This window comes from Mucilaginibacter sp. PPCGB 2223 (assembly GCF_001705515.1).
Lineage (GTDB): Bacteria > Bacteroidota > Bacteroidia > Sphingobacteriales > Sphingobacteriaceae > Mucilaginibacter.
On the sequence record NZ_MDJS01000001.1, the window covers coordinates 23,993 to 44,760 of the forward strand.

20 protein-coding genes are annotated in these 20,768 nt (G+C 44.4%); 3 read left to right on the forward strand and 17 right to left on the reverse strand.

Features of this window, described 5'->3' with window-relative positions:
* Positions 1–44: 44 nt before the first annotated feature.
* From traJ to BEL04_RS00150, 10 genes are all read right to left on the reverse strand, one after another.
* Complete coding sequence (traJ, locus tag BEL04_RS00105; RefSeq protein WP_065998871.1) at positions 45–1,235, reverse strand: conjugative transposon protein TraJ; 1,191 nt, start codon at positions 1,233–1,235, stop codon at positions 45–47.
* On the reverse strand, positions 1,232–1,909 hold the full coding sequence (locus BEL04_RS00110; protein ID WP_065998877.1) for a hypothetical protein: 678 nt from the start codon (positions 1,907–1,909) through the stop codon (positions 1,232–1,234). Before BEL04_RS00110 ends, traJ begins: the two co-directional genes overlap by 4 nt.
* Positions 1,896–2,579, reverse strand: a complete 684-nt coding sequence (locus BEL04_RS00115) for a hypothetical protein (RefSeq protein WP_065998879.1) — start codon at positions 2,577–2,579, stop codon at positions 1,896–1,898. Before BEL04_RS00115 ends, BEL04_RS00110 begins: the two co-directional genes overlap by 14 nt.
* A complete protein-coding gene (locus BEL04_RS00120) occupies positions 2,566–3,246 on the reverse strand; it encodes a conjugal transfer protein TraI (protein ID WP_065998881.1) in 681 nt (226 codons plus the stop codon). Before BEL04_RS00120 ends, BEL04_RS00115 begins: the two co-directional genes overlap by 14 nt.
* A gap of 82 nt (positions 3,247–3,328) precedes the next feature.
* Positions 3,329–3,706 (reverse strand): hypothetical protein, encoded by a 378-nt coding sequence (locus BEL04_RS00125; RefSeq protein ID WP_065998883.1) that lies wholly within the window; start codon positions 3,704–3,706, stop codon positions 3,329–3,331.
* Complete coding sequence (locus tag BEL04_RS00130; RefSeq protein ID WP_065998885.1) at positions 3,690–6,176, reverse strand: TraG family conjugative transposon ATPase; 2,487 nt, start codon at positions 6,174–6,176, stop codon at positions 3,690–3,692. The genes BEL04_RS00125 and BEL04_RS00130 overlap by 17 nt, the downstream gene beginning before the upstream one ends.
* A complete protein-coding gene (locus BEL04_RS00135; RefSeq protein ID WP_065998887.1) occupies positions 6,160–6,495 on the reverse strand; it encodes a DUF4133 domain-containing protein in 336 nt (111 codons plus the stop codon). Before BEL04_RS00135 ends, BEL04_RS00130 begins: the two co-directional genes overlap by 17 nt.
* Complete coding sequence (locus BEL04_RS00140) at positions 6,492–6,770, reverse strand: DUF4134 domain-containing protein (protein ID WP_066003256.1); 279 nt, start codon at positions 6,768–6,770, stop codon at positions 6,492–6,494. Before BEL04_RS00140 ends, BEL04_RS00135 begins: the two co-directional genes overlap by 4 nt.
* 119 nt (positions 6,771–6,889) lie before the next feature.
* Positions 6,890–7,426: a hypothetical protein gene (locus BEL04_RS00145; RefSeq protein WP_139112878.1), complete on the reverse strand. Its 537-nt coding sequence runs from the start codon at positions 7,424–7,426 to the stop codon at positions 6,890–6,892.
* 110 nt (positions 7,427–7,536) lie between these two features.
* Complete coding sequence (locus tag BEL04_RS00150) at positions 7,537–8,418, reverse strand: RteC domain-containing protein (protein WP_065998890.1); 882 nt, start codon at positions 8,416–8,418, stop codon at positions 7,537–7,539.
* Positions 8,419–8,644: 226 nt separating this feature from the next.
* On the opposite strand from BEL04_RS00150, the gene BEL04_RS00155 reads away from it, so the two are divergent.
* From BEL04_RS00155 to BEL04_RS00165, 3 genes are read left to right on the forward strand one after another with little or no spacing between them, the layout of a single operon-like run.
* Positions 8,645–9,244, forward strand: coding sequence for a Crp/Fnr family transcriptional regulator (locus BEL04_RS00155; protein ID WP_065998892.1), 600 nt, complete (start codon positions 8,645–8,647; stop codon positions 9,242–9,244).
* A 49-nt stretch (positions 9,245–9,293) separates the two neighbouring features.
* A complete protein-coding gene (locus BEL04_RS00160) occupies positions 9,294–10,661 on the forward strand; it encodes a hypothetical protein (RefSeq protein WP_139112879.1) in 1,368 nt (455 codons plus the stop codon).
* Positions 10,662–10,667: 6 nt separating this feature from the next.
* Positions 10,668–11,045: a hypothetical protein gene (locus BEL04_RS00165; RefSeq protein ID WP_065998897.1), complete on the forward strand. Its 378-nt coding sequence runs from the start codon at positions 10,668–10,670 to the stop codon at positions 11,043–11,045.
* A gap of 491 nt (positions 11,046–11,536) precedes the next feature.
* Here the strand turns inward: BEL04_RS00165 and BEL04_RS00170 are convergent, their stop codons facing one another.
* The 7 genes from BEL04_RS00170 to BEL04_RS00200 all read right to left on the reverse strand — a co-directional run bounded on the left by BEL04_RS00170 (position 11,537) and on the right by BEL04_RS00200 (position 20,741).
* A complete protein-coding gene (locus BEL04_RS00170) occupies positions 11,537–11,860 on the reverse strand; it encodes a hypothetical protein (protein ID WP_065998899.1) in 324 nt (107 codons plus the stop codon).
* Between the two features lie 20 nt (positions 11,861–11,880).
* Positions 11,881–12,453, reverse strand: a complete 573-nt coding sequence (locus BEL04_RS00175; RefSeq protein ID WP_065998901.1) for a hypothetical protein — start codon at positions 12,451–12,453, stop codon at positions 11,881–11,883.
* 326 nt (positions 12,454–12,779) lie between these two features.
* Positions 12,780–13,238: a protein-disulfide reductase DsbD domain-containing protein gene (locus tag BEL04_RS00180; RefSeq protein WP_083227689.1), complete on the reverse strand. Its 459-nt coding sequence runs from the start codon at positions 13,236–13,238 to the stop codon at positions 12,780–12,782.
* 1 nt (position 13,239) lies between these two features.
* Positions 13,240–14,580: a TlpA disulfide reductase family protein gene (locus tag BEL04_RS00185; RefSeq protein WP_065998903.1), complete on the reverse strand. Its 1,341-nt coding sequence runs from the start codon at positions 14,578–14,580 to the stop codon at positions 13,240–13,242.
* Positions 14,581–14,614: 34 nt separating this feature from the next.
* On the reverse strand, positions 14,615–15,982 hold the full coding sequence (locus BEL04_RS00190) for a RagB/SusD family nutrient uptake outer membrane protein (protein ID WP_175403967.1): 1,368 nt from the start codon (positions 15,980–15,982) through the stop codon (positions 14,615–14,617).
* Between the two features lie 22 nt (positions 15,983–16,004).
* The gene (locus BEL04_RS00195) at positions 16,005–19,517 is read right to left on the reverse strand and encodes a SusC/RagA family TonB-linked outer membrane protein (RefSeq protein ID WP_175403968.1); all 3,513 of its coding nucleotides are present in this window, start codon (positions 19,515–19,517) and stop codon (positions 16,005–16,007) included.
* A gap of 225 nt (positions 19,518–19,742) precedes the next feature.
* The gene (locus BEL04_RS00200) at positions 19,743–20,741 is read right to left on the reverse strand and encodes a FecR family protein (RefSeq protein WP_065998907.1); all 999 of its coding nucleotides are present in this window, start codon (positions 20,739–20,741) and stop codon (positions 19,743–19,745) included.
* Positions 20,742–20,768: the final 27 nt, after the last annotated feature.

The following is a 20,768-nucleotide window of genomic DNA, read 5'->3' on the forward strand; positions in this document are numbered from 1 at the left end:
CTCCCAAACCCTCCCCGGTAGGGAGGGCTTTAAATTTTACTTTTTTACTTTCCTGATAATTTGTCTTTTTGATGTTGATTACCTACGCCGCGGTAGCCCTCCATGAAGTCGCCTGGTGCGTTAAGGATATTGCTGCGGGCCTGTTCAAAACGTTCACCCGCCACACCAGCCGCAGATCGTGTTGCACTGATAGTAGTGTTGGCCACACTTTGCGTTACATTGGTGACATTATTCAACAACCCGTTACCGCCATGTGCATGGATCACGTAGTTTGCCACGCTGGGCACCGAGAAGTACCCGACAATTCCGATGCACAGAAATATCAAATACGCTAAATCCGTCTGGCTGAAGAAAGTATCGCCGTTGCTTTGTATCTGGTTGATATCCAATTGCAACATTTGCTGCTGCACCTGCCCGATGATGGCACCGAAGATATTGGCGATAGGCAGCCATAAAAAGATATTGATATACCTTGCTATCCACTGCGTCAGGGTATGCTGTAAGCCATCGAATACCGCGAAGCCAAAAACCAAAGGGCCTAATATCGCCAAGACGATCAGGTAAAAGGTGCGTATGACGTTAATACACAATATCGCCGCCGCATACAACACCTGCAACACCTCACTCATCCATTGTTTGATATTGTTCTTAAAATTGTACGATTGTTTGTCCATCCAGAATTTGACGTCATTACCCAAACTGGAAAAGGTACCCTCGTTTTGGTCGTTCGGGTCGTCGGGGTGGGTGTAGGCATACCATTTCGCCCTATCTCCATTACCATCGTCGCCGATATACATCTGGTAAGAACTGCTGTTTTTAATGGCTTCCTGCTTCTGTTTGAGCAATAAAGCAATACTGTTATCTGAATTGGTCACCATTGCGCCGGTGGCCGAAACGATGGGTTGCATCACCCCGTTCATCAAAGAAATAACCGCCGGAAACATCAGTATCGCCATACCCAAAGCAAATGGCCGTAGCAAGGGATAAAAGTCGACAGCCTCTGCTCTGGCGATCTGCTTCCATACCCTTGAGGCGATATACCACAAGGCACCGAAGCCCGCGATACCACGACCCACATCGATCAGGTTACTGCACAGGGGTATCATCTGATTGTACACATTATTCAATACCGGTTGCATACCCTTTAAAGAAGAAGTAATGTCCTGCGCATGACTTTGCGAGGCCGTAAACAGCAATAAAAGGGTACTGAAGCTATATAATACTTTCTGTTTCATGGGAATAGCTTTTGTAAAGTGTTCACCTCGTTTTCTTCTTTCTGCCGCTGTAATTGCAGAATGGCTATATCACTATCGAAGTGCCGCAGGAAGATCAGCTTGTTCTGCGTATCACCGTAGATATGGTCGATAGCCTGCAAACGTTCCGCATCGCTCATCCGCAGCGTACCCGCGGTGATCACATTGGCCAGATTGGTCAGGTTATCGACGCTTTGACTGAGCAGATGGCTAAACACCCCATTCAGATACAACAATTCAGTCCCGCTGAAATGACCACTGGCCGATGCCTGGTTATAGGCGGCTTTATATTCCGAAACGATACTGGCTTGCATGGAAATAATATCCGCAATGCGCCCGTATTGTCGTACCGTCGGGCTAACTGCCATCAAACTGTTAAGGAATGCGGAATGCAGGTTGAAATTGCCTTCTGAAATGCTTTTTACCGCGCCATAGCCCTGCGTTAAGATGGTATAGCCAGTCTGCATATCGGAAAGGATCGCCTTGAACTGCGTCAACTTTTCAATGTCGTAAAGTAATTGTTGAATATCCTGCGCGGTCGAAACCTGCGCCTTTGCAGGCTGAAAGCTGAAAGCGCAAAGCATAAAACAAACCATCAGCCCCACCCAAACCCTCCCCGGCAGGGAGGGCTTTATAAATCTGTTAATTGTTTTCATAGTATTGATTTAGGGTTTGTACTTCATTCATTTCCTGATTACGCGCGATAACCAACAGCCGGACGGAATTGCAGAAGCTTTGCGTAAACCGGTACTTATCCAGCATATCCGCTTGCAGTTTTGCGATCTCTTTTAATCGCTCGTCATCGCTCATCGTCAGCGTATCGCTCTCTAAGACCTTTTGCAATCGCTGTAGATCAGCATCACAATGTTTAAGAATGTTCTGCGCCACGCTTTGCACATAGCTTTGCTCATAGGGCAGTAAGCCGGGTATACCCTGTAAAGCCGAAAACAGGCTGATGATCGCTTGCTGTTCGGACTGAATAGTTGCCACATCGGGATCGTTTTTGACCTGTGGATTTACAGTACTTAACGAAGTGTAATAGTCCTGGTGCAAGCCAAATTCCCCATTTTTCCAGTTGCTGATCGCCGTCCATTCGCCTTTCATCATCGCATAACCTTGTCTCATCGAAGTTTCAAAGGCATTGAGCGCCTCGATCTGCGCTGCCATATTCTTCAGTTCTTTATTGCCCTGGCCGAAGAGGTCGGAAAAAGAGAAAGATTGCGCTTTTGTGGGCTGAAAGCTGAAAGCAAAAAGTCCAAAGCAGACCAATATGCAGCAGAAAGCTTTATGCTTTAATCTTTCCGCTTTTCGCTTAATCGATTCCATAATATTGCTTTAAAGTGAGTACTTCGTTTTCATCATGGGCGCGTTGTAGGCTGAGCAATTCATTTTGCGTGGTGAACTGTTGCAGGTCATTATAATTGGCATCCATGTGGTCGGCGGTCTTGTTCACGATCTCTAACCGTTTCGCATCAGGCATTTGCGTTTTGTTGGCATGAATGACCGCCATGATCTGGTCGAGGTCGTTGACGCTGGCTTGCAAAATTCCTGAATAAACTTTGCCCATATAAGTGAGTTCGTCAGCCGTAAAATGCTTGTCGTTTTTGATCAGGTTCCATGCCTGGTTGTAGGCATTGACCAAAGCCACCTGCTTTTGCGTGAGTTCGGTAATACGGGAATAATAAGTAATAGCTGTTTTAATGTCCCAAAGTTCCTGGTAGTAAGAACCGAATAGATCCTTTTGCTTTTGCGACCAGTCGGATATTTCCGATAGCTTGAGTTGGGATAATTGGTTTTCGAGCGCCTTTTGCGCGTTCTGCAACCATATCGTTTGGTTCTGTAAGCGCTGCACCTCCAGGTCGATGGCGCGGATCACGCGGCCTACGGTCGAAGATATGACCGAGCCGACAATCACCTGCGCATCCGCACCTTTGGGCAGCGCTACAAAAACGGTCATCGACGAAATGGGCAGAATGACCATGTACTTTTTCATAAATGCTTTAATTTTTGACACAATAGCCTCCTTTAGTGCCGCTGGTTGCGGCACCTGATTGGTATGTGGTGAATAATTTCTGTTAGTTAAGCTTTCGGTAAACCGCCTGCTTCAGCAGCAGCACACCCTTATTAGGGTCAAAACGGAATACCCTTCCGGTAGTGTTTTCGTTGAGTACATTGGTTTGTGAGTCATAATTGCCCTCAAACTTTTCCTGCTTGTGCTTTTTCGGCAGTGGCCTACCATTCCTGATCGCGTAATAGCCGGTATTGCGCGTAATTAGGTAATGCTGATCGTCCGTGTGGGTAAACGTTAATGTATCGTCGGCAATACCGTATACACTTTGCGCGTGATTGACATAAACACCGTCAATGAATGCCTGAACTTTGGCGCTTTTGCTTTGGCAAGCTGCTATGCAGCCTATGCCAAATAGCATGAGTAATTTAAAAATCGCTTTCATATCGATTCTTTTTATGGGTTAATTCCTGAACTAGCATCGCGATGCCTTTCCGGATGCTGCCGTATTTCTTAGCGTATTGCATTACTTTGACCTTTTCGCTTTCTTCGGTGGTGTAAGCCAGATATTCAGTGAGGCTGACCTCGGTGCGGTAAACTTTAGAGTATTGCCCACCAAGTGAGATAAACACTTCCTTGTATTTCCGTTTCGGGTCATTGGCCCGGTTCATCGAAAGGATTTGCGCCTTTTCCTTGTCGGTCAAGCCCAACAATTCCTGTATCGCGTCGAACTTGTTCTGGTACTTGCTTTGATCGAGCAGTATTTTGCAGTCTGAATTATTGATGATTGCCTGCTTGACAATAGGCGAAGAAATAATATCCTCGACTTCCTGCGTGACCACGATGGCCTCGCCAAAAAATTTGCGAACGGTTTTAAACAAATATTTCAGGTATTCCGCCATGCCTTCTTTGGCAATGGCCTTCCAGCATTCCTCGATCAGGATCAACTTTCGCACACCTTGTAGCTTGCGCATTTTGCTGATAAACATCGACATCAGGATAAGCGTAGTGACCGCAAATAAGATAGGATGATCCTTCACCGCATCGATTTCAAAGACAATAAAGCGCTCATGCAGCAAATCCAGGTTTTCGGTAGCGTTCAGCAAATAATCGAACTCACCGCCGCGGTAGTAAGGGTTGAGCACATAGAGAAAATTCGACACATCAAAGTCGCGCTCCTTAACCTTGCCGTCTTCCAATACCTGCAAATACACTTCCATAAGGTATTCATAGAAAGTATTAAAGCAGGGGAAAATATCGGGATGCTGGTTCAGGTGATCGAAATAGCCCGTCAGCGCGTTGGATAAGGCCACGTATTCAGAGCGCCGGATGCTTTCATCGTCTTTTTTCCATAGCGCCAAAAGCAAGGTCTTGATGCTTTCCTTCTTTTCCGTATCCATGACCTCGCCGTCGGTCAGATAGAAAGGATTGAACTTGATCGGGTCGCTTTCTGAATACGTGAAATAATAGCCGTCTACCAAATCGCATAAACCGCGGTAACTGTGGCCCACATCCACCAAAACCACATGCGCACCCTGTTCATAATAACTTCTGACCAGGTGATTGGTAAAGAAAGACTTGCCGCTACCGCTCGGCCCCAAAATGAACTTGTTACGGTTAGTGGTAAACCCTGATTGCATCGGCTCGTCAGACAAATCTACATGCACCGGCTTGCCGGTCAGGCGGTCGCCCAGGCGAATGCCGAATGGCGAAACGCTATCCCGGTAATTGCTTTCGAGGTTAAAGAAACAGGCTGCTTGCTCGATGAACGTATCAAAGGTATCGTTCATGGGAAAGTCCGCTTCATTGCCGGGTATTCCCGCAAACCAGATCTGCGCGGCCCCATCGGTTTCCTGCTTACAGGCCGCATCCATTTGCGCCATCGCCGAACCCACCAAATTCTTCAGATCGCGGATTTTCGCTGCATCATCCGACCAGGCCAGCACATTGAAATGCGCTTTGATCGGCAAACGCTGTTCACCGATGGCTTCGTTTAAAAAGTCGTTGACCGCATCGCGGCTAATTGCATTTTCGCGGCTGTAACCCGATAAGGACTGTAAACGCAGTTTTTTGGCTTCCAGCCGCTTGATCGTCTTTTGCGCGTCCTCGATAAAGATATACTGGTTCAGTATATGGTTACAGGGCAATAAACTGCCCAAAGGTGAAGCGAATCCGATGGAGAACTTGGTACGGTCAGTCGAGTACTTATCGTAATTGATACGACTGCCGCATAAAGGCGGCAGGTCCTCCACATCGGAAAGTGTGTACAATTCGCAGTGATTTTTGCCGACCCTGATCTCATTTTGGATATGAATATCCTGCAAAAGCGGGCGCTCATCCTGACCCCGCAGCATCAAATAACGTTCAATCACACCGGCCTCGGCGTCCGTTCCGGCTAATTCATCGTCCGATAAGCGTGATAGACCTACAAAACCGCTATCCGATAACACCCGTTCAAACTGTCCCGCGCTGTCCAGGAAATCCTTAAACAAAACGGGATTGACCGTTTGCTGCGGCACCAGGCTTTTACGCAGGATATTGCTGTATGCCGATGACGACAACTTACGATCCTTTGGTTTTTGGGTGAGGAAGATATAACAGCGATGGTCGAGGTATTCCCGCTCATTAAAAAAGCGCTCACTGGCCCGTGACAGATAGCCCTTGCCGGCCTTTTCAAAGTCAGGCCTAAAGCCGCTCTCCAGCCACCAATCCTGTTTATGAAAGACGCAACCAATGGGCAACAAGCGGATCGCCTTTACCCATGCCTGGTGATAGGCTTCATAATCCCGGTCGGACAGCGTAAATATTTCCGGCAGGGTCACTTCATAAGTGATAGTGATGTCCCCGTGCGCAGAAAGGATAGCACCTTTCTCCACTTTGCTTAGCGGCAGGATATTTTCAAGCAAGATTTCCATAAGCCTCATGTTTAAGATGAATGAAAAGTTTTCTTGAACGGCAGGCGATAAAATCCGGCAATTGTTTTTTGGCGAAGTGTTTGGACAGCCCGTGCTCACCAAAGCGGTGACTGAGGCGGAACACACCAAAGAATAAGGCGGTACCCAAACCCAGAATCAGCGGCAGAATGACCCAAAGCGATACCCCGCAGATGTAGAGCACGGCAAAGCTGATCAGCAAAACCACCAGGCCGATAGCTAAATAAGCTATATACTGGGCTTTCAGCCCACGAAAGACAATCGGCTTCGATACGCCTTTATTGATCTGGTACACGCTCATAAGCCAAAGAATGATTTCAAAATCGTAGCGACCACTACCAAAAAAATACAGGAGCCAAACCAGGCTGCCGCCACCTTATTCGTATCGGGTTCGCCGCTATTCCATTTGTTAAAAACGCGTACCGCGCCGATGATCCCCACCACTGCGCCGATGGCGTACATCAGGTTACAGCCCGAATCGAAATAGCTTTTCACCTGGCTCGTTGCGCTGTTTATCCCCGAATTCCCATCCTGGGCCAGGCAGATATTGACGGTTAACAGGCTGGAAAGCAACATCAAGGTTTTCGTGAATGCGATACGTTTAGTGGCTGCCGGTAACTCGCGATAGGCCGTAAACCAGCTTTTAAAGTTTTTAAAGATTGCTTTTACTAATTTCATCAGTATAGATCATTAGGTTAATTCCATAGGTTGCTTAACTCCGCATCAGAGATTGGAAACAGGGCGTTTTCGCGGATGTATTCATTCAGCGCCCATTCGCTCGGCGTATCCCGGATCGCCGCATATTTGACCTTGACCAAACCGAACAGCGAGATAAAATCGTCTTTCGTGCCTTGCTCTTTTTCGAGGATATGAAAGATGCTTTTGATTTCCTCAATAGCATCCGGCACCAAGCTTTGCTGTAACTCGCGGGTGTCATTTTCTTCCTCCACATCCGGCGCGAAACTGAACATATTCATACTTAACCGCGACATGCCTTCCGGCATTTTGGAGCGGCCCATGAGGTCATCCTCTTGTTGTAACTCCGGCTCGTCTTCCAGTTCGTCTTCCCAATCCCTGCGTAAAGGCTCGACCGCGGGTTTTCCGCCCTTGCTGTCCAGCCATTGCCGCAATTGTTTCCGGTAAATTATTGGCAGGATGATCCCATACCAGATACTGCTCAATACTAAGACAGCTACCAAAAACTGCTGCCAGGTGAATGATTTGAATAGCATAAACTTTCTTTTTTATCCGTCACGGCATTGTGCCGGATTTACAAAAGCAAAGGTTGCCGGATACCCAATTTTTGATTCGCAAGGCACCCGGCACTTGCGAACGATTGTTGCTAATTCGCTGGCCTATTGTGCTTTTTGATCGGTTTAAAAGCCATATCTTCATCAATCCGCTTGTGAATGGATTCGCGCATCTGGTCAATATAGCGGGTCGGGCTGGAGACTTTTCGGTTGCGGATGTCGATAAAATCCCGGTACGTTCGGGAAAGATCGACCTGCAAATTCTTCTCCATGAATTGAATAATCAGCGCCAGGTCCGCGTTTCCGTGATTGAGCTGCCCCGTGAAATAAAGAGCATAGATCACTTCCACAAGGTTCACCTTATCGCCTGTCCATTTGAGTTCCGGCGAGGTTGCCAAAGAAGCAACAGGTGGCATAGCAGCACCTGATAAAGCATTCAGTTTCCCCAATAGGTATTCCTGTACTAATTCCGCCGCCTTGATCTTCGCGAACACATAATCCCCGTTGGTCGAGAATTGAGGGTCAAGCTCCGGCACTTCCGGTATCAGCAGGCTTTGCATTTCGGCGCCTCTGACAAAATACAGCGCATCCAGTTCTGTCGCGCCTAAACGGTAATACTGAAAATGAAAACCCAAATGCTCCAGTTCCCGCCGGATCAGCCCCAGTTCCTCCATGTAATACGCCCTGAGCGTATCGCTGTCACCCGCAGGTAAATGGGTATCCACCTGGTATTTCGCCAGGTAAAAGATCTTCAGGGCGTAAAACCGGGGCTTGACGGATTTAAAAAAATGGATCTCTTCGGACTGGTCTTTAAAAGGATGCTGAAGCACATACGCCTTCAATTCCTCCAGCCGCCTACGCACCGCGGCTATATAGGCCGCCATTTGTGTTAAGGGTTCCTGTTTTTGCTCGTGAATAACAGCAATGTCCGCTTGCAGTTGGTCATACAACTGGTCATAAAAATTCAATTTCATAGGATAAAAAATTGGTATGACCTGCCATAGCCCGTTCACTGGCGATAACTGTTACTCCGGCAGGATAATGGGTAGATTTTTTGGCATAAGCGTTCCCTTCTGAAAAATTTCCAGTCCCCGCAAACCATTTGCGGCTGCTGTCGTTTTAACTTTTAATTACGATTACTTACCTGCAAAGAAAAGTGGAATAAAGCCGCGGTGATTTGATCCAAATCAAATTCATCCTATGGCTGAAATTCAAGAATTAACGGACACGGAACTACTGTTCCATGTCCTCTCCATGATCGCACCGCTCGGCCTTGCTTTGCGAAACGATCTGAACGCGCTTGTCCGGACGGACCAACTCCCCAAAAAACATTTACTACTCAAACAGGGACAAACCGCCCGGCGCATCTACTTCATTAAACAGGGCTTTGCCCGCGCCTTTTACCATGACCTCGACGGCAAAGAACACACGCTCTGGTTCATGGGAACCGGGGACGTCATGATCTCCGTTTACAGCTTTTTTACGCAGCAACCCGCCTCCGAGAACATCGAACTGCTGGAAGACAGCGTATTGCAATCTATCACCGCCCAGGAGTTACAAGACGTTTATACCGACTATTCTACATTCAATTTTCATGGCCGGAAACTCACCGAACTATACTACATCAAAGCCGAAGAAAGGGCCATCATGCTGCATTGCAAAAAGCCCATAGACCGGTATAAACTCCTCCTGAAAACCCATCCGAATATCCTGCAACAGGCCAGTCTCAAGCAGATCGCGTCCTACCTCGGCATCGAACTCGAAACCCTGAGCCGCTTACGCGCCAGTAAGGACCTTTGATTTAAATCAAATAATGAAACAGAAACCAACAATTTTTAGAGCTGAAACCATGAAAAAGTATATCATTATCCTCCTAACAGCATTAGCCTGTACCATCAGTTGCCGCAAAGAAAGCAGCACCTTACCCCAAACCCAATCACCACCTGCAATAAACACGCTGAGTTTATCCGATGTACAAGCCTGGTATAACGCACAAAACACCGCCACCAACCTGCAAACCCAAAGCACCACTAAAACATTCAGCCTGCACCAATTCAGCCTTGATTGGAATAAGGCCGGAAACGTCACCACTCCAAAACGCAACTGGTGGACCCTTGCCTTACCGGGACAGACCGCCTACAAAGGACTGAAGCAAGGTTACCGCAAGCTCGTCTTTACCAAAGACAGCACCGGGGCGATACAAGCCCGCATCCTGGAGATCATCCCGGATGCCGCTTACCTGCATATCCACCACGGCGCCGATACCAAAACTTTTACCGGCCTAGTCTTCGTTTATAACCAACAATACCAACTGCAAAAAGGCATGGTTTATAACAACGGCAAACAGGTCGGTGCTATCAGGCCCAAAGCAATCACGCTTAACGCAACGGCCAGCACCAAAGCGCCCCAATTAAGAACCGATATGGTCGCCATCTCCGAAAGCTGCGACTGGATCGATGATAACTATATCGACGGCGAGGGCGTGGTTACCATTTATTCCTACCAGGTCTGTGATTACGAGATCTATGATGACGGTATGGACGGCGGTGGTGGTGGAGGGGCACCTTCAGGCGATCCGCTGGGTAGCGGCGGTGGCGGTGGGGGAAGCGAAGCCAGCGCGCCGGACGCACCCGTTGACCTGCCCGACCAGCCTAAAGCTCCCATCGATCCCAAAGCCTTTATGAACTGTTTCGGCAGCCTGCCTGACCAGGGCGCCAAAGAAACCATCACTGTCTACGTCCAGGAACCGCAACCGGGGCTTCCTTTCAACTACGGCGTGAACTCCGTCGGCCATACGGCGATCAGCCTGACCAAAACCGTTAATGGCCAAAGCATCACCCAAACCGTCGGGTTTTATCCCACCAGCAGTAAACTGGCCGCCACCGGAACCAGCGCCAAGATCGTAGACAACACCAACCTCAACTACACCGTCAGCGTCAGCTACAGCGTATTGCCCTTCGAGTTTAACGCCATCGCCAATTTTATCGCCAACCCTCCGTCTACTTATAACCTTTATACTTATAACTGCACCAATTTCGTTTATGATGCATGCAGCAAAGGAGATATCACCTTACCCGATCCTAACGGCAATATGGGCTTTTTCCAGACCGGCATGACCCCGGCTGCTTTGGGCGGTTCCATCCGGGACGTATCGGATATCCTGAAAGCCAACACCAACGGCGGAACCGTCGGTCAAAGTCACGGACCCTGTAATTGAAAAACCATGAAAAAGAAACCCATCAAATGGATTATCATCGTTGGAATAGCCATCCTGTTGATTTTTAATTTTACACCGGTCAGCTATATCCTCCATGAGAATTATACCTATAGCAATCGTGACGGCAGCTTTACCGACGCCGAGGAAGCAGGCGGAAAACCCGCTTTTCTCACCGTAACCTATGATTACCGGGATTTCCTGAAAAAACATCCCGACGAGAAAGCCAAAGACAGCACCCTTTACCGCACTTATACCATCAAACCCTGGCGCTTCTGGCAATGGAGCGACTGGCTTTTTTGCCCACAAAGGTTCAGATTACCCTATAAAAAGCCGGTGCAAGGCATCACAGCCGTAACCGAAAAAAGTCTTTGGGATTATCTATAAACAAAACACAAAGGGGGCTCACGCCCCCTTTGCATTACGATCACTTTTGCTTTATCCAGTGAATAAAACGCAGTGGCCCGGACTTTCCGGGCGAACTATTTTTTGCGCAGTGATAAATATCATCTTTATCACCGCCATACCTAATTCGCCAGGTGCGATCTTATCATCTGCACCTACGGCGGACGGCTTGTACGAAGCAGGTAGGGTCTGGTAGCCCAGGCCAGCACAAACCAATCCGCGCGTAGATGCGGATAGCTGTGCTCCCTGCCTATAAAATTTACCAGATTTTTCCTGCCTGGGGAGTACTCAAATTTCTTCAAAAACGGTAGCCCTGCCTGACAGGGCTTACCGTCACATTTAACTAACTATTATTAACTCACTATTAAAAATTCATTGGTAAAGCGTCCCTCGCCCTGGGGACGCTGCTTACTAACTATTAACTGATCATTTTTAGCAAAATGAAAAAACTATAAAGAACAACAAGCGAATATCTATAAGGTGATGCGTTCACAATTCCGTTTTACAGCAAGTTCGTTTACATGCCGCTCAAGTGCATTTTTGGCTGTTTGTTCCGTACAGGACAAACAACTCACGACCAAAAGGCCAGTTTCAGAACCCAGTTTAGGCAGATCATGTAATACCGCGAAACCAGTCAAAGTATCCCGATCTTCACAAACCCAAACCTGATTATCATCATCATTGAAAGAGGTTGTGATCTGCGTAATGAGTCTGCTAAGACTGACCTTATATCCCAAATTATCCAGCAATATTTTAATATCGGGAGCATCGTGAAAGGTCGCTTTTCGGATTTTCATATTCCAAAATAACAAAGCCGTTAGGCGGCCAGCCTGCTAATGACCGATGACTCTTCCTCACCGATCAAATCTGTGTCTGTAATTAAACCTGTCTGAATAAAGCCCAATAAATGCGGCCCATCTAATTCATTGTATAGGTTTAGAATAGAAGCATCACTGCCGTATTTTGCAGCAAGGAATGATTCCGAAGACCAATTAACAATCACGGCACCATATTTATTGAGCACCGAAAACTGTGCCTTATCCAATAAGGCTTTATCCAACTTGAAATAGGTCGCTCTCAAACAAAGCGCCTGGTCGTACAATTTTACCTCTACTTGTAACACCTCAATCAAGTTTTCCAACTTTAAGGCCAATAATGTAATTTCCTTTTCTGTGGCGTTCAATTCTATGCTAATTAGTGTGATAAAACTTACGTCTGTCGGCGCTAAACTGAGGCTTTTTATCTTTAAGAGTCGCCTTTCGATGATTCCCGTAATCAAGTGCAAAAGCCCAGGACGATCTTCAGATTTGATTGTTAAAACATAACTTTTCTTCATAATAAATAATTCATTATTGTTCTCCCACATCATCTTTTTCAACACGTATTCCATAAGCACTCAATGCGCGGTGATTCGGTTTAATTGTTCATCATCAGTAACCCGAATTTTAATCTGCAAAACTTCAGGCTGCCTGTTCAAATTCATCGCACACAACGGCTCTGAAAATTAGACATTGTATTCGTTGTTGATAAAGTTTCCATGTAATTGCTTGTATTTAATGATTTTGCAAAACGATAATTAATAAGTACCGCTTAAACGTCGTATTATTTGCTGGTCGAGATTTGAAAGTCGTGCATAATGCAAACATTAGCCCCCATAAAGAGACAAAGGTATCGCCCGACTTTATAAAAAAAGCCTATTTTTTCATGTTAGACGCCCTAATTTATTGGTATTGCAAATTCAATATCTTCCGGTGATAGGCATTGATGATTATTGCAAACCATAAAGGTTAAAGTCCCTTTGATCGTTGTTTGCGGTTTTTTAATTAAAATTTTTTGCTGAAAGATAACAGAGTGCTCAAAATAGTAAACATAAATACCAAAGGCTTTCTCGAAATGCTTCTTGGGCTTGGGTTCGATAGGTTTGCCGTTTGCTGTGAATCCAGTGTTTCTATTTAAAACAAACGTCGTTTTCTTTGGTCCTCCGTCTGGTTGATTCAGTGAGTAGATATGCCAGCCATCATCAATATCTGCCTTAAAATAAATTACTGCATGATGTTCGTCCAACTTTTTCGAAGCATAGCTCCACTTCACGGGTTTTAAGATTTGCCCAAGACAAATTGTTTGACAACAGCAAAGCAGGGCCAAAAAAATGTATTTTACTTCCTTTTTGCCCATATCAATTAACTTTATCTGAAATTATCGCGACTTTCATCAACCGCTTTTCCATTGAAACGTCGAGGCCAGCATCTTCCAACGCTTTTATGACGGCTTTTGAATCGCTGAAATTCACCGGCAGATTAATATCAATATTTATGTTATCACGACTATCAAAGATCATCGGAAGTTTCGAAAACCGATTTAATTCTTCAACAATTTCGCTTACGGGGGTATTCTTGATCAGCCTCCTTCCGATATGCTCCCCAACTTCCCATTCTTTTTTCTCATTTGGGTCGGCTTCACGCGCCTTGGCAGTGCTTTTTATAATCCAACAATTCAAGTTTCTCTTCTCATTTCTTATCACAATCTTAAAGGCCGCATAAAGGTCAGCCCTCATGTGATCGTGAATTTCTTTTTGTGTTGAAGGGGGCACGTTCAAATCGTATGAATAGAAGTAGTTACTAAAAGAGACGTCTGTCTCAAGCGGCCGAATAAACAGCGAAGAATCAGGTCTGTCATAAAAAATTTGATTATTTAGTATCCCGTTTAACTCTTCTGAATAGCCATAGCTCGCCAACGTCAGTAATGTTGTATTTATCAAACAAATTCCTAAATATTTGTCCGGCCGCGATTTATCGCGACGCATACCAATTCCACGCAAATCCAACCGGCCTCTCCAAATCGTGGAGGAAAAGGGCGCTGAGCGATGTTCACCCTTTTGCCCATACAAATATTCCTGTAAAGTCCCTTTTTGGAAGTCAAAAAATTGGTCATCTTTTGTAGGCATGTGAATTGCTTTATCGGTTATCGCCGCCACTATATTTTCGGTAGTTAGCTGAGACGCATCTGTAATAGCTAGTATTTTTCCGGTTTCATCTAACCACAATTCTTGAGGTAATGAATGCGTTGGGAATGCCTTATCAAATTGTTCGGAGTTTAGCAGCACCGGTAATTTGATATCGATCCCTGTGATCGCCTTTTGTCGCTTTAGGATATCAATAGCTTTTGCTTTGCTATCACCAAAACGTTTGGTGTTTGTATTAACGAGGACGATCTGCAATTTGCCTCCAAAACGATCCTGCAATGTTTGCATTTCCGGCATCAAGTTGATGCATGACGTACATCCACTGTTCCACATATCCAAAATGGTCAATTTTGCCCTGAAATCGGACAGTTTGGCTATTGAAGATTTATAATTTACGGTTTCCTTAAATATGAAACTTGGCATTCTATCGCCAACGTGTAATCGATTGGGGGGTGCAGCCGTATTGTTGTTGCTCGAAATTGGAGTAAAGGTTTGACCTTCCGCATGCAGAAAAATAAAAGTAGCGGCGCAAAAAAGGAAGATATTTTTCATCATTTATTGTTAATTAAATAATTTAGATAAATGGCCTTTAATGCCCCGGGTTTTGTTGAATACCAGACAAGGTTATCACATCGGCAGGTATTGCCAGTGCAAAACGTTCATCGTTTGCTGGCAATGTATAGGTTTGACCGTTCAAAACGCGCGTTATCGAAATATTCGCGCCTTCAAGGTTTAATCTTTTGATATCCGCGAATCTTAACAAGCGGAAGAATAATTCTTTCCTTCGTTCTGTTAAAATGACCTGCAACAATGCAGTGGCGTTATTGGATTGAACCTGCACAAAAGTTCCTGCTTTATATCTTTTCGCTAATAGAGTATTTAAATCGTTTAAAGCAGATTGTGTATCACCATTTCTCGCTTCACATTCTGCTCTCGTTAAAAACATTTCATCCGTTGCGATGCCATTGTAATGCTTATTACCTCCTGTATAATCCCCACGAAAACGGAATCCGCCAGCGGGATTTGCTATAAAAAAGATCGATTTACGTAAATCATTGACATCATATGATGCATATAGTGTCGGATCAACCGTCGCAGTAGTGTAAAATGCCACATGATAGTTGGGGTAACTATCCAAGTACAGAACATGTTCAGGATTTGTGTATGTTACAGCTGAGAATGGGAACGTACCTGATGTTTTAATAGAATTATAATCCAACAGATTGCTATTGATCTGAAGGCAAGAATCTGCATAAAGTTTTGCTAAGTCATATTTTCTCATCATCAAATAAGTTCTGGCCAGCAAACCATAGGCGGCACCTTTAGATGGCCGGAAAACATTTATAGGTATTCGTGGGAGTAACGGGATAGATGATTTTAAGTCCGTTAAGATTTGGTCATAAGTTTGTTGAACCGAAGCTCTCTTCGATAATACATTAAAATCTGATGTTAATCTTAAAGGAATGCCAAGATCGGTATTTGAATTTTGACTGTCATAAGATTTGGCCCATATTAAGGCTATATCCAAAAAAGCCTTTCCCCGAAATAAAAGGGCCGAACCTTTGCAATTATCCCAGGCTGAAGCATTCGTGTTATTTCTTTCCAGATTAGGTAGATTATCCAGAACAATATTTGCTGAATATACGCATGAGTATTCGAAGTCCCATTCATAAGCCCGTGTGGGTGTTTGCCAAAGATAAAGAGCTCTGGCTTCTTGTAAATTAAAAGTAGCATAAACCGCGTCTGTTACATAGTAACTGTCAGCGGAGATTTCTCCTTCTTCAGCTGAAACGTCATTAGTCCAGGTATGTTGGTCTAAGAAACCTTGTAGATCGGAAACTTGAGATATTGTAGCAAGTGAAGTATCGGGCTTTGCATCTAAATATTTTTTACATCCTGTAAGCACGCAAAAGGTTACGATGAAAAGTGAGAAAATTATTAAGTATTTGGTTTTCATTTTTTTTAAATTTATAGTGTGATCAAAAATTAGCGCGAAAACCGGCTGCAAACGTTTTACCAGATTCAGGTACAAATAGATAGTCAGGATCAATACCATCATGGTTGGCTTTCCATAAAATGCCTAAATTGCTTGCGTTAAAAAATATATGCGAGCTCTTCAAAAAGGACCGATTTTTAATAATTCTGCCTAAATCATAGGATAAATTGATATATTGTAGCTTGATATTATCCGCTTTATCGATGTTGACCGAAGCCTCTTGGAAAAAGGCATCTCTATCAGCGTTATCGGGATATAAAAATGACGGAACATTTGTTGTCTTTTCATCCCCCGGTTTTTGCCATCTCTTTGCATAATCTGAGGTTCCGATCCCGGCACCATTATTATTAATTAATGCATAGTAATTAACTGTGGGCTTGGCGAAGTAATAACCCAAACGATAAGAAATATTAATATCGATGGTAAGACCCTTGTAACTAAAGGAGTTGATCAAAGAGCCATAATGCGTAGGGAGGGAGGGTTTGTAAATTAAGTCCTCTTTTCTTGTCGCATTCAGGATATTTGTGTAGTCTTCGCTTACTTGGTTATTTAGATATCCCTGCGGGTTGCCTTGATTATCTAATCCGGCCCATTTATAAGCTACTATGCTGTACAGCGGTTGTCCAACGACCGGCGTAATTTGGGTTCCACCATTAATAAAAGATTGTGCGCGAAGGGAGGTATCGAGGTAATATTTGGTTGCCTTACTAAAATTGTAATTATAAAGAACTTTTGTATTCCACTTAAATTTGCTGTCGATTAATTTAAGATTGACGTTAGCCTCAACTCCTTGCCCTCTCATACTAGCAAAGTTTCTGACTACAGTCGTATGTCCGTTCAAGCCTGTAGTTGGATCGATAGGTGCTAACCCGTATAAGTCAAGACCGTTTTTTATATAAGCCTCGATACTACCAGAAACGACATTGTTTTTTGTAGAAAAGTCTATCGCGAAATTTACGGTTTTGTCTGTTTCCCATTTTAAACCAGGATTTGGAAAATTTTGAATAATACTTCCATTTAAAAACGTAGGGGACCTTGTTGAACTGGTTCTAAACGTCAAAAGTGCCGCTATCGCTGGGTTAGTATTGCCGTTATATCCATAGGTGGCTCTAAGCTTTAAAAATGGCAACAAGTCTGAATGGTAAAACGATTCTTTAGATATGATCCAGCCGGCACCCGCAGACCATAGCGGATTCCATTTATTGTTTGTGGTTACACCAAACAAGTTAGAAGCGTCTCTACGAGCACTGGCACTTAAAATATATCTTTCATTGTAGGTATAAGAAGCATTTGCAAAAACAGATACAAATCTATTTGTAGTTTGTAATAACCCCTGACTGTATGGGATAGTCTGGAAACCTCCGTAGGGGTTTGTTGGGTAGGCATTAACAGCATCAACGGGAACAGTCGTTAATACATTTGAATTATAGCCGAAGAATGAATTGTTTGAAGAATTATTATTAGTCTGCCTGATTTCAGAACCAGCTATTGCATCAATTGCGTGTTTGCCGAATTCTGCGTTATAATTTAATTGCGCCCGCAAATTATTACTCTGTAGTGTGTTATCGAAAGTATAAAGTACTCCCCCTACAGGCACAACATTGGTCACTATCCCGGTAGAACTATTTATTTGCGTGAACCTATTGATAAGGTCCCGTGCACTGTAGCTTGAAATGTCGTTCATGGCATTTGCTTGACCATGCTGTGATTCGAAATTATAAGCAGCGACTGCTTTTAATCCCTTGAAAAGCGAATACTCTATGTTCGCATTCGCCGAAATATCATCTGTCTTGTTTTGCGTGTACGAGTGTTGCCAGTCAGTTAATGGATAGTAGTTCCAATCCAAAAGCTTGCCTTTACCGGCTGTGTCCGTATACGCCCTGCTAAAATATCGAGCTATTGGGAATGGATTTCCGTTGTTGTCAGCGAGTTGCAAATAAGGAATTAGAGCGTTATTAACCGATATGCTACCAAAAGGAGGCTTTCCAGATAAGGAATTATTTCGTGTGTACTGGATATTAGTACTAATCGATAGTTTTTTAGTTATTTTAAACTGATTTTGTGACCGAAGGGTGACCCTATCATTTGATCCAGATAATTGATCAATATTTTTATCATATCCTGCCGAAAGATAATATGCTGTTTTTTCCGTTCCTCCTGAGATATTTAAAGCATATTGCTGTAACTGCGCTTGGCGATAGATATACTTGTCGTATTGTTGTCGGATATCATCGTTTCGAAAGGCATTAATTTGACTGTTTGCTTGACTTGCTGTTATTAATCCATTTCGCTGTTGATTCAAAAGGTCAACAACTGGAGAAACCGCTGTATGATTATTAGGATCTGTTAACGTGGGATCGTAAAAGCCTTGTTGAAACAGGTATTGCTCCAAGTCTATGAAATCGGTTGATGAAATCGTCCGAAGCTTCATTAAATCCGGTTTGGTTGTAAAACTGAATGTCGAGTTAAAGTCGACTTGAAAGGGTTTATTCAGACCGCCTTTTTTGGTAGTAATGACAATGACCCCATTTGCAGCTTTTACACCCCAAATAGATGCGGCTGCCGCGTCTTTCAGAATACTTACATCTGCGATATCGTTTGGATTTATGTTTGAAATGTTACCATCATAAGGGAAATTGTCAAGCACAATGAGAGGATCTTTCAGGCCATTTATCGTGCTTAATCCACGAATCATGATGCCATTGGACGGCCCATCGGTTAAATTTTGATTGTTTACGAAAAGAACCCCACTCGCAGTGCCATTGATTCTGTCTAAAATATTGCTGCCTACCTGTTGATTGATGGTGGAATTATTGATAAGATCAAATGACCCTGTTGCCCTTTCCTTAGGAATCTGCTGGTATCCTGTACTAACAACAACCTCACTCAAATTATTCGAACTGCCATGCAGCACAATATTTTGAAAAGGCAAGCTATTCGACACGGTAAACGTGTAAGGCTGATAGCCAATAAAAGTTACGGTTACCTGATCGCCGGTTTGGGCATTAAACGAAAACTCACCTTTGTCATCTGTTAAAAATGATTTGTTGGTAGTTTTATTCGCTATCGTAGCACCAACTAAAGGCGCGCCCGTCGTGTCCGTTACCCTCCCAGTGACCGTTACCGGAACAACCACAGGGGAAACGGTAGCAGGTTGTGAATTATTTACCTGTACCGTTTCTACAGACTTTTTTACGATAATCACCTTATCTACCTGCTCAAAGCCCAAATCCGTACTTTTCAATAAATCGTGTAAAACCTTTTCCAGGCTCAATTGATTAGCCGCATAATTCAGGTTGCGGTATTTGGCTACATCCTCACTTTTGTACGTAAAGCGATAAGCCGTCAGCGCCTCGATCTTCTTAAAGGCCGCCTTCAGATCGCTGTTCTTTAATTGCAGGGAAACAACTACCTTGTTCAGATCCTGGCCCTTTAACTCCCTTGCCTGCAACAATCCGCTAAGGGTCAAACAAACAGCCAGGATAAAAACTTTCATGATCACATATTTATATCGGGTTAAAAAATGGCCCGGCGTCTTGGACTTCCGAGCAGAAAGATGACTCTCTCTGCATTTTGTAAAAATTAAATGCATAGTTTTGCATGGTTTTTAATAATTCTTGAATCGGGTTATTAATCAAACTTTAACCGTTTTCGGGGTCAGAAGCCGAAAGCGGTTTTTTGTTATGTCCTGTATCTATTGCTCCATAGGCACTGCTTTAAATTAATTAAGGGTGAACTGATTATTCATTACTTGTACTTTCGTATCTGTCAGCGACGATAAGATTTGCAAGGCGCGCGCAGGGCCGATATCCCTTTTAAAGGACGTAGTAATCACCGTATTCTTTAAATTATCCCTTTTCAACGTGATGTCTACATTATACACCCGCTCCAGATCATTGATGACCTCCTGCAAAGGCTCATCGTCATAGCTTAAATAGCCCTGCTGCCAGTTGCCAACGTCCTCCGTATTTAAGGTCTTCTCCGTTTTTTTCAGCGTCACCGCATCGGTGTTTACCTTGACTTCCTGTCCATAGATCAGCATCGCGACCAGTTGATTTTCTTTCAACACGGAAACCTTACCCCGTTTCACCGAAACCACGATTTGCTGCTGGCCCGGATAAGCCTTGATATTGAAAGCCGTACCCAACACCGTGGTTACCACCTTGCCCGTATGAATAATAAAAGGCCATTTGTCCGCGTGTTTGACATCAAAGAACGCCTCACCGCTTAACCATACCTCGCGTTTGTTCTTGGCAAACACTTCCGGAAATTGTAACGTACTGGAAGCGTTCAACTGGATATGTGTACCGTCGTCCAAGGTGATGTCCTTATGCTCCGAACGTTCGGTAAACTGCTTCACCAGCGCATGATCGGCAAAATTGCCCGGAGTGCCGGACTTATAAAACCATAGCGTCCCGATACCGATCAGCAATAATACTGAGGCCGCGATGAGTAAAGGATAATGCTTACGGATGGGTTTTATTTTGGCGTCCGGTTCCTGGAGCCAGTCCGGTTCGCGTAGCACCAGTTGCCCCTCATCATTGATATAGGTCAGGGACGGTTCGGCCAGCTTGATCTCATCATACACCTGTTTCACCAGTTCGCTGATCTCCTGATCATGTTTGGCAGAATTAACGATATGAAAGAAATCTTCCAGTTCCCTGCGGCTGGAACGGTTATGGTAGTATTGCAGAAACAGGTATTTGATCTTGTCCTTCATGTGCTTTATTAATAACATGACGGACGA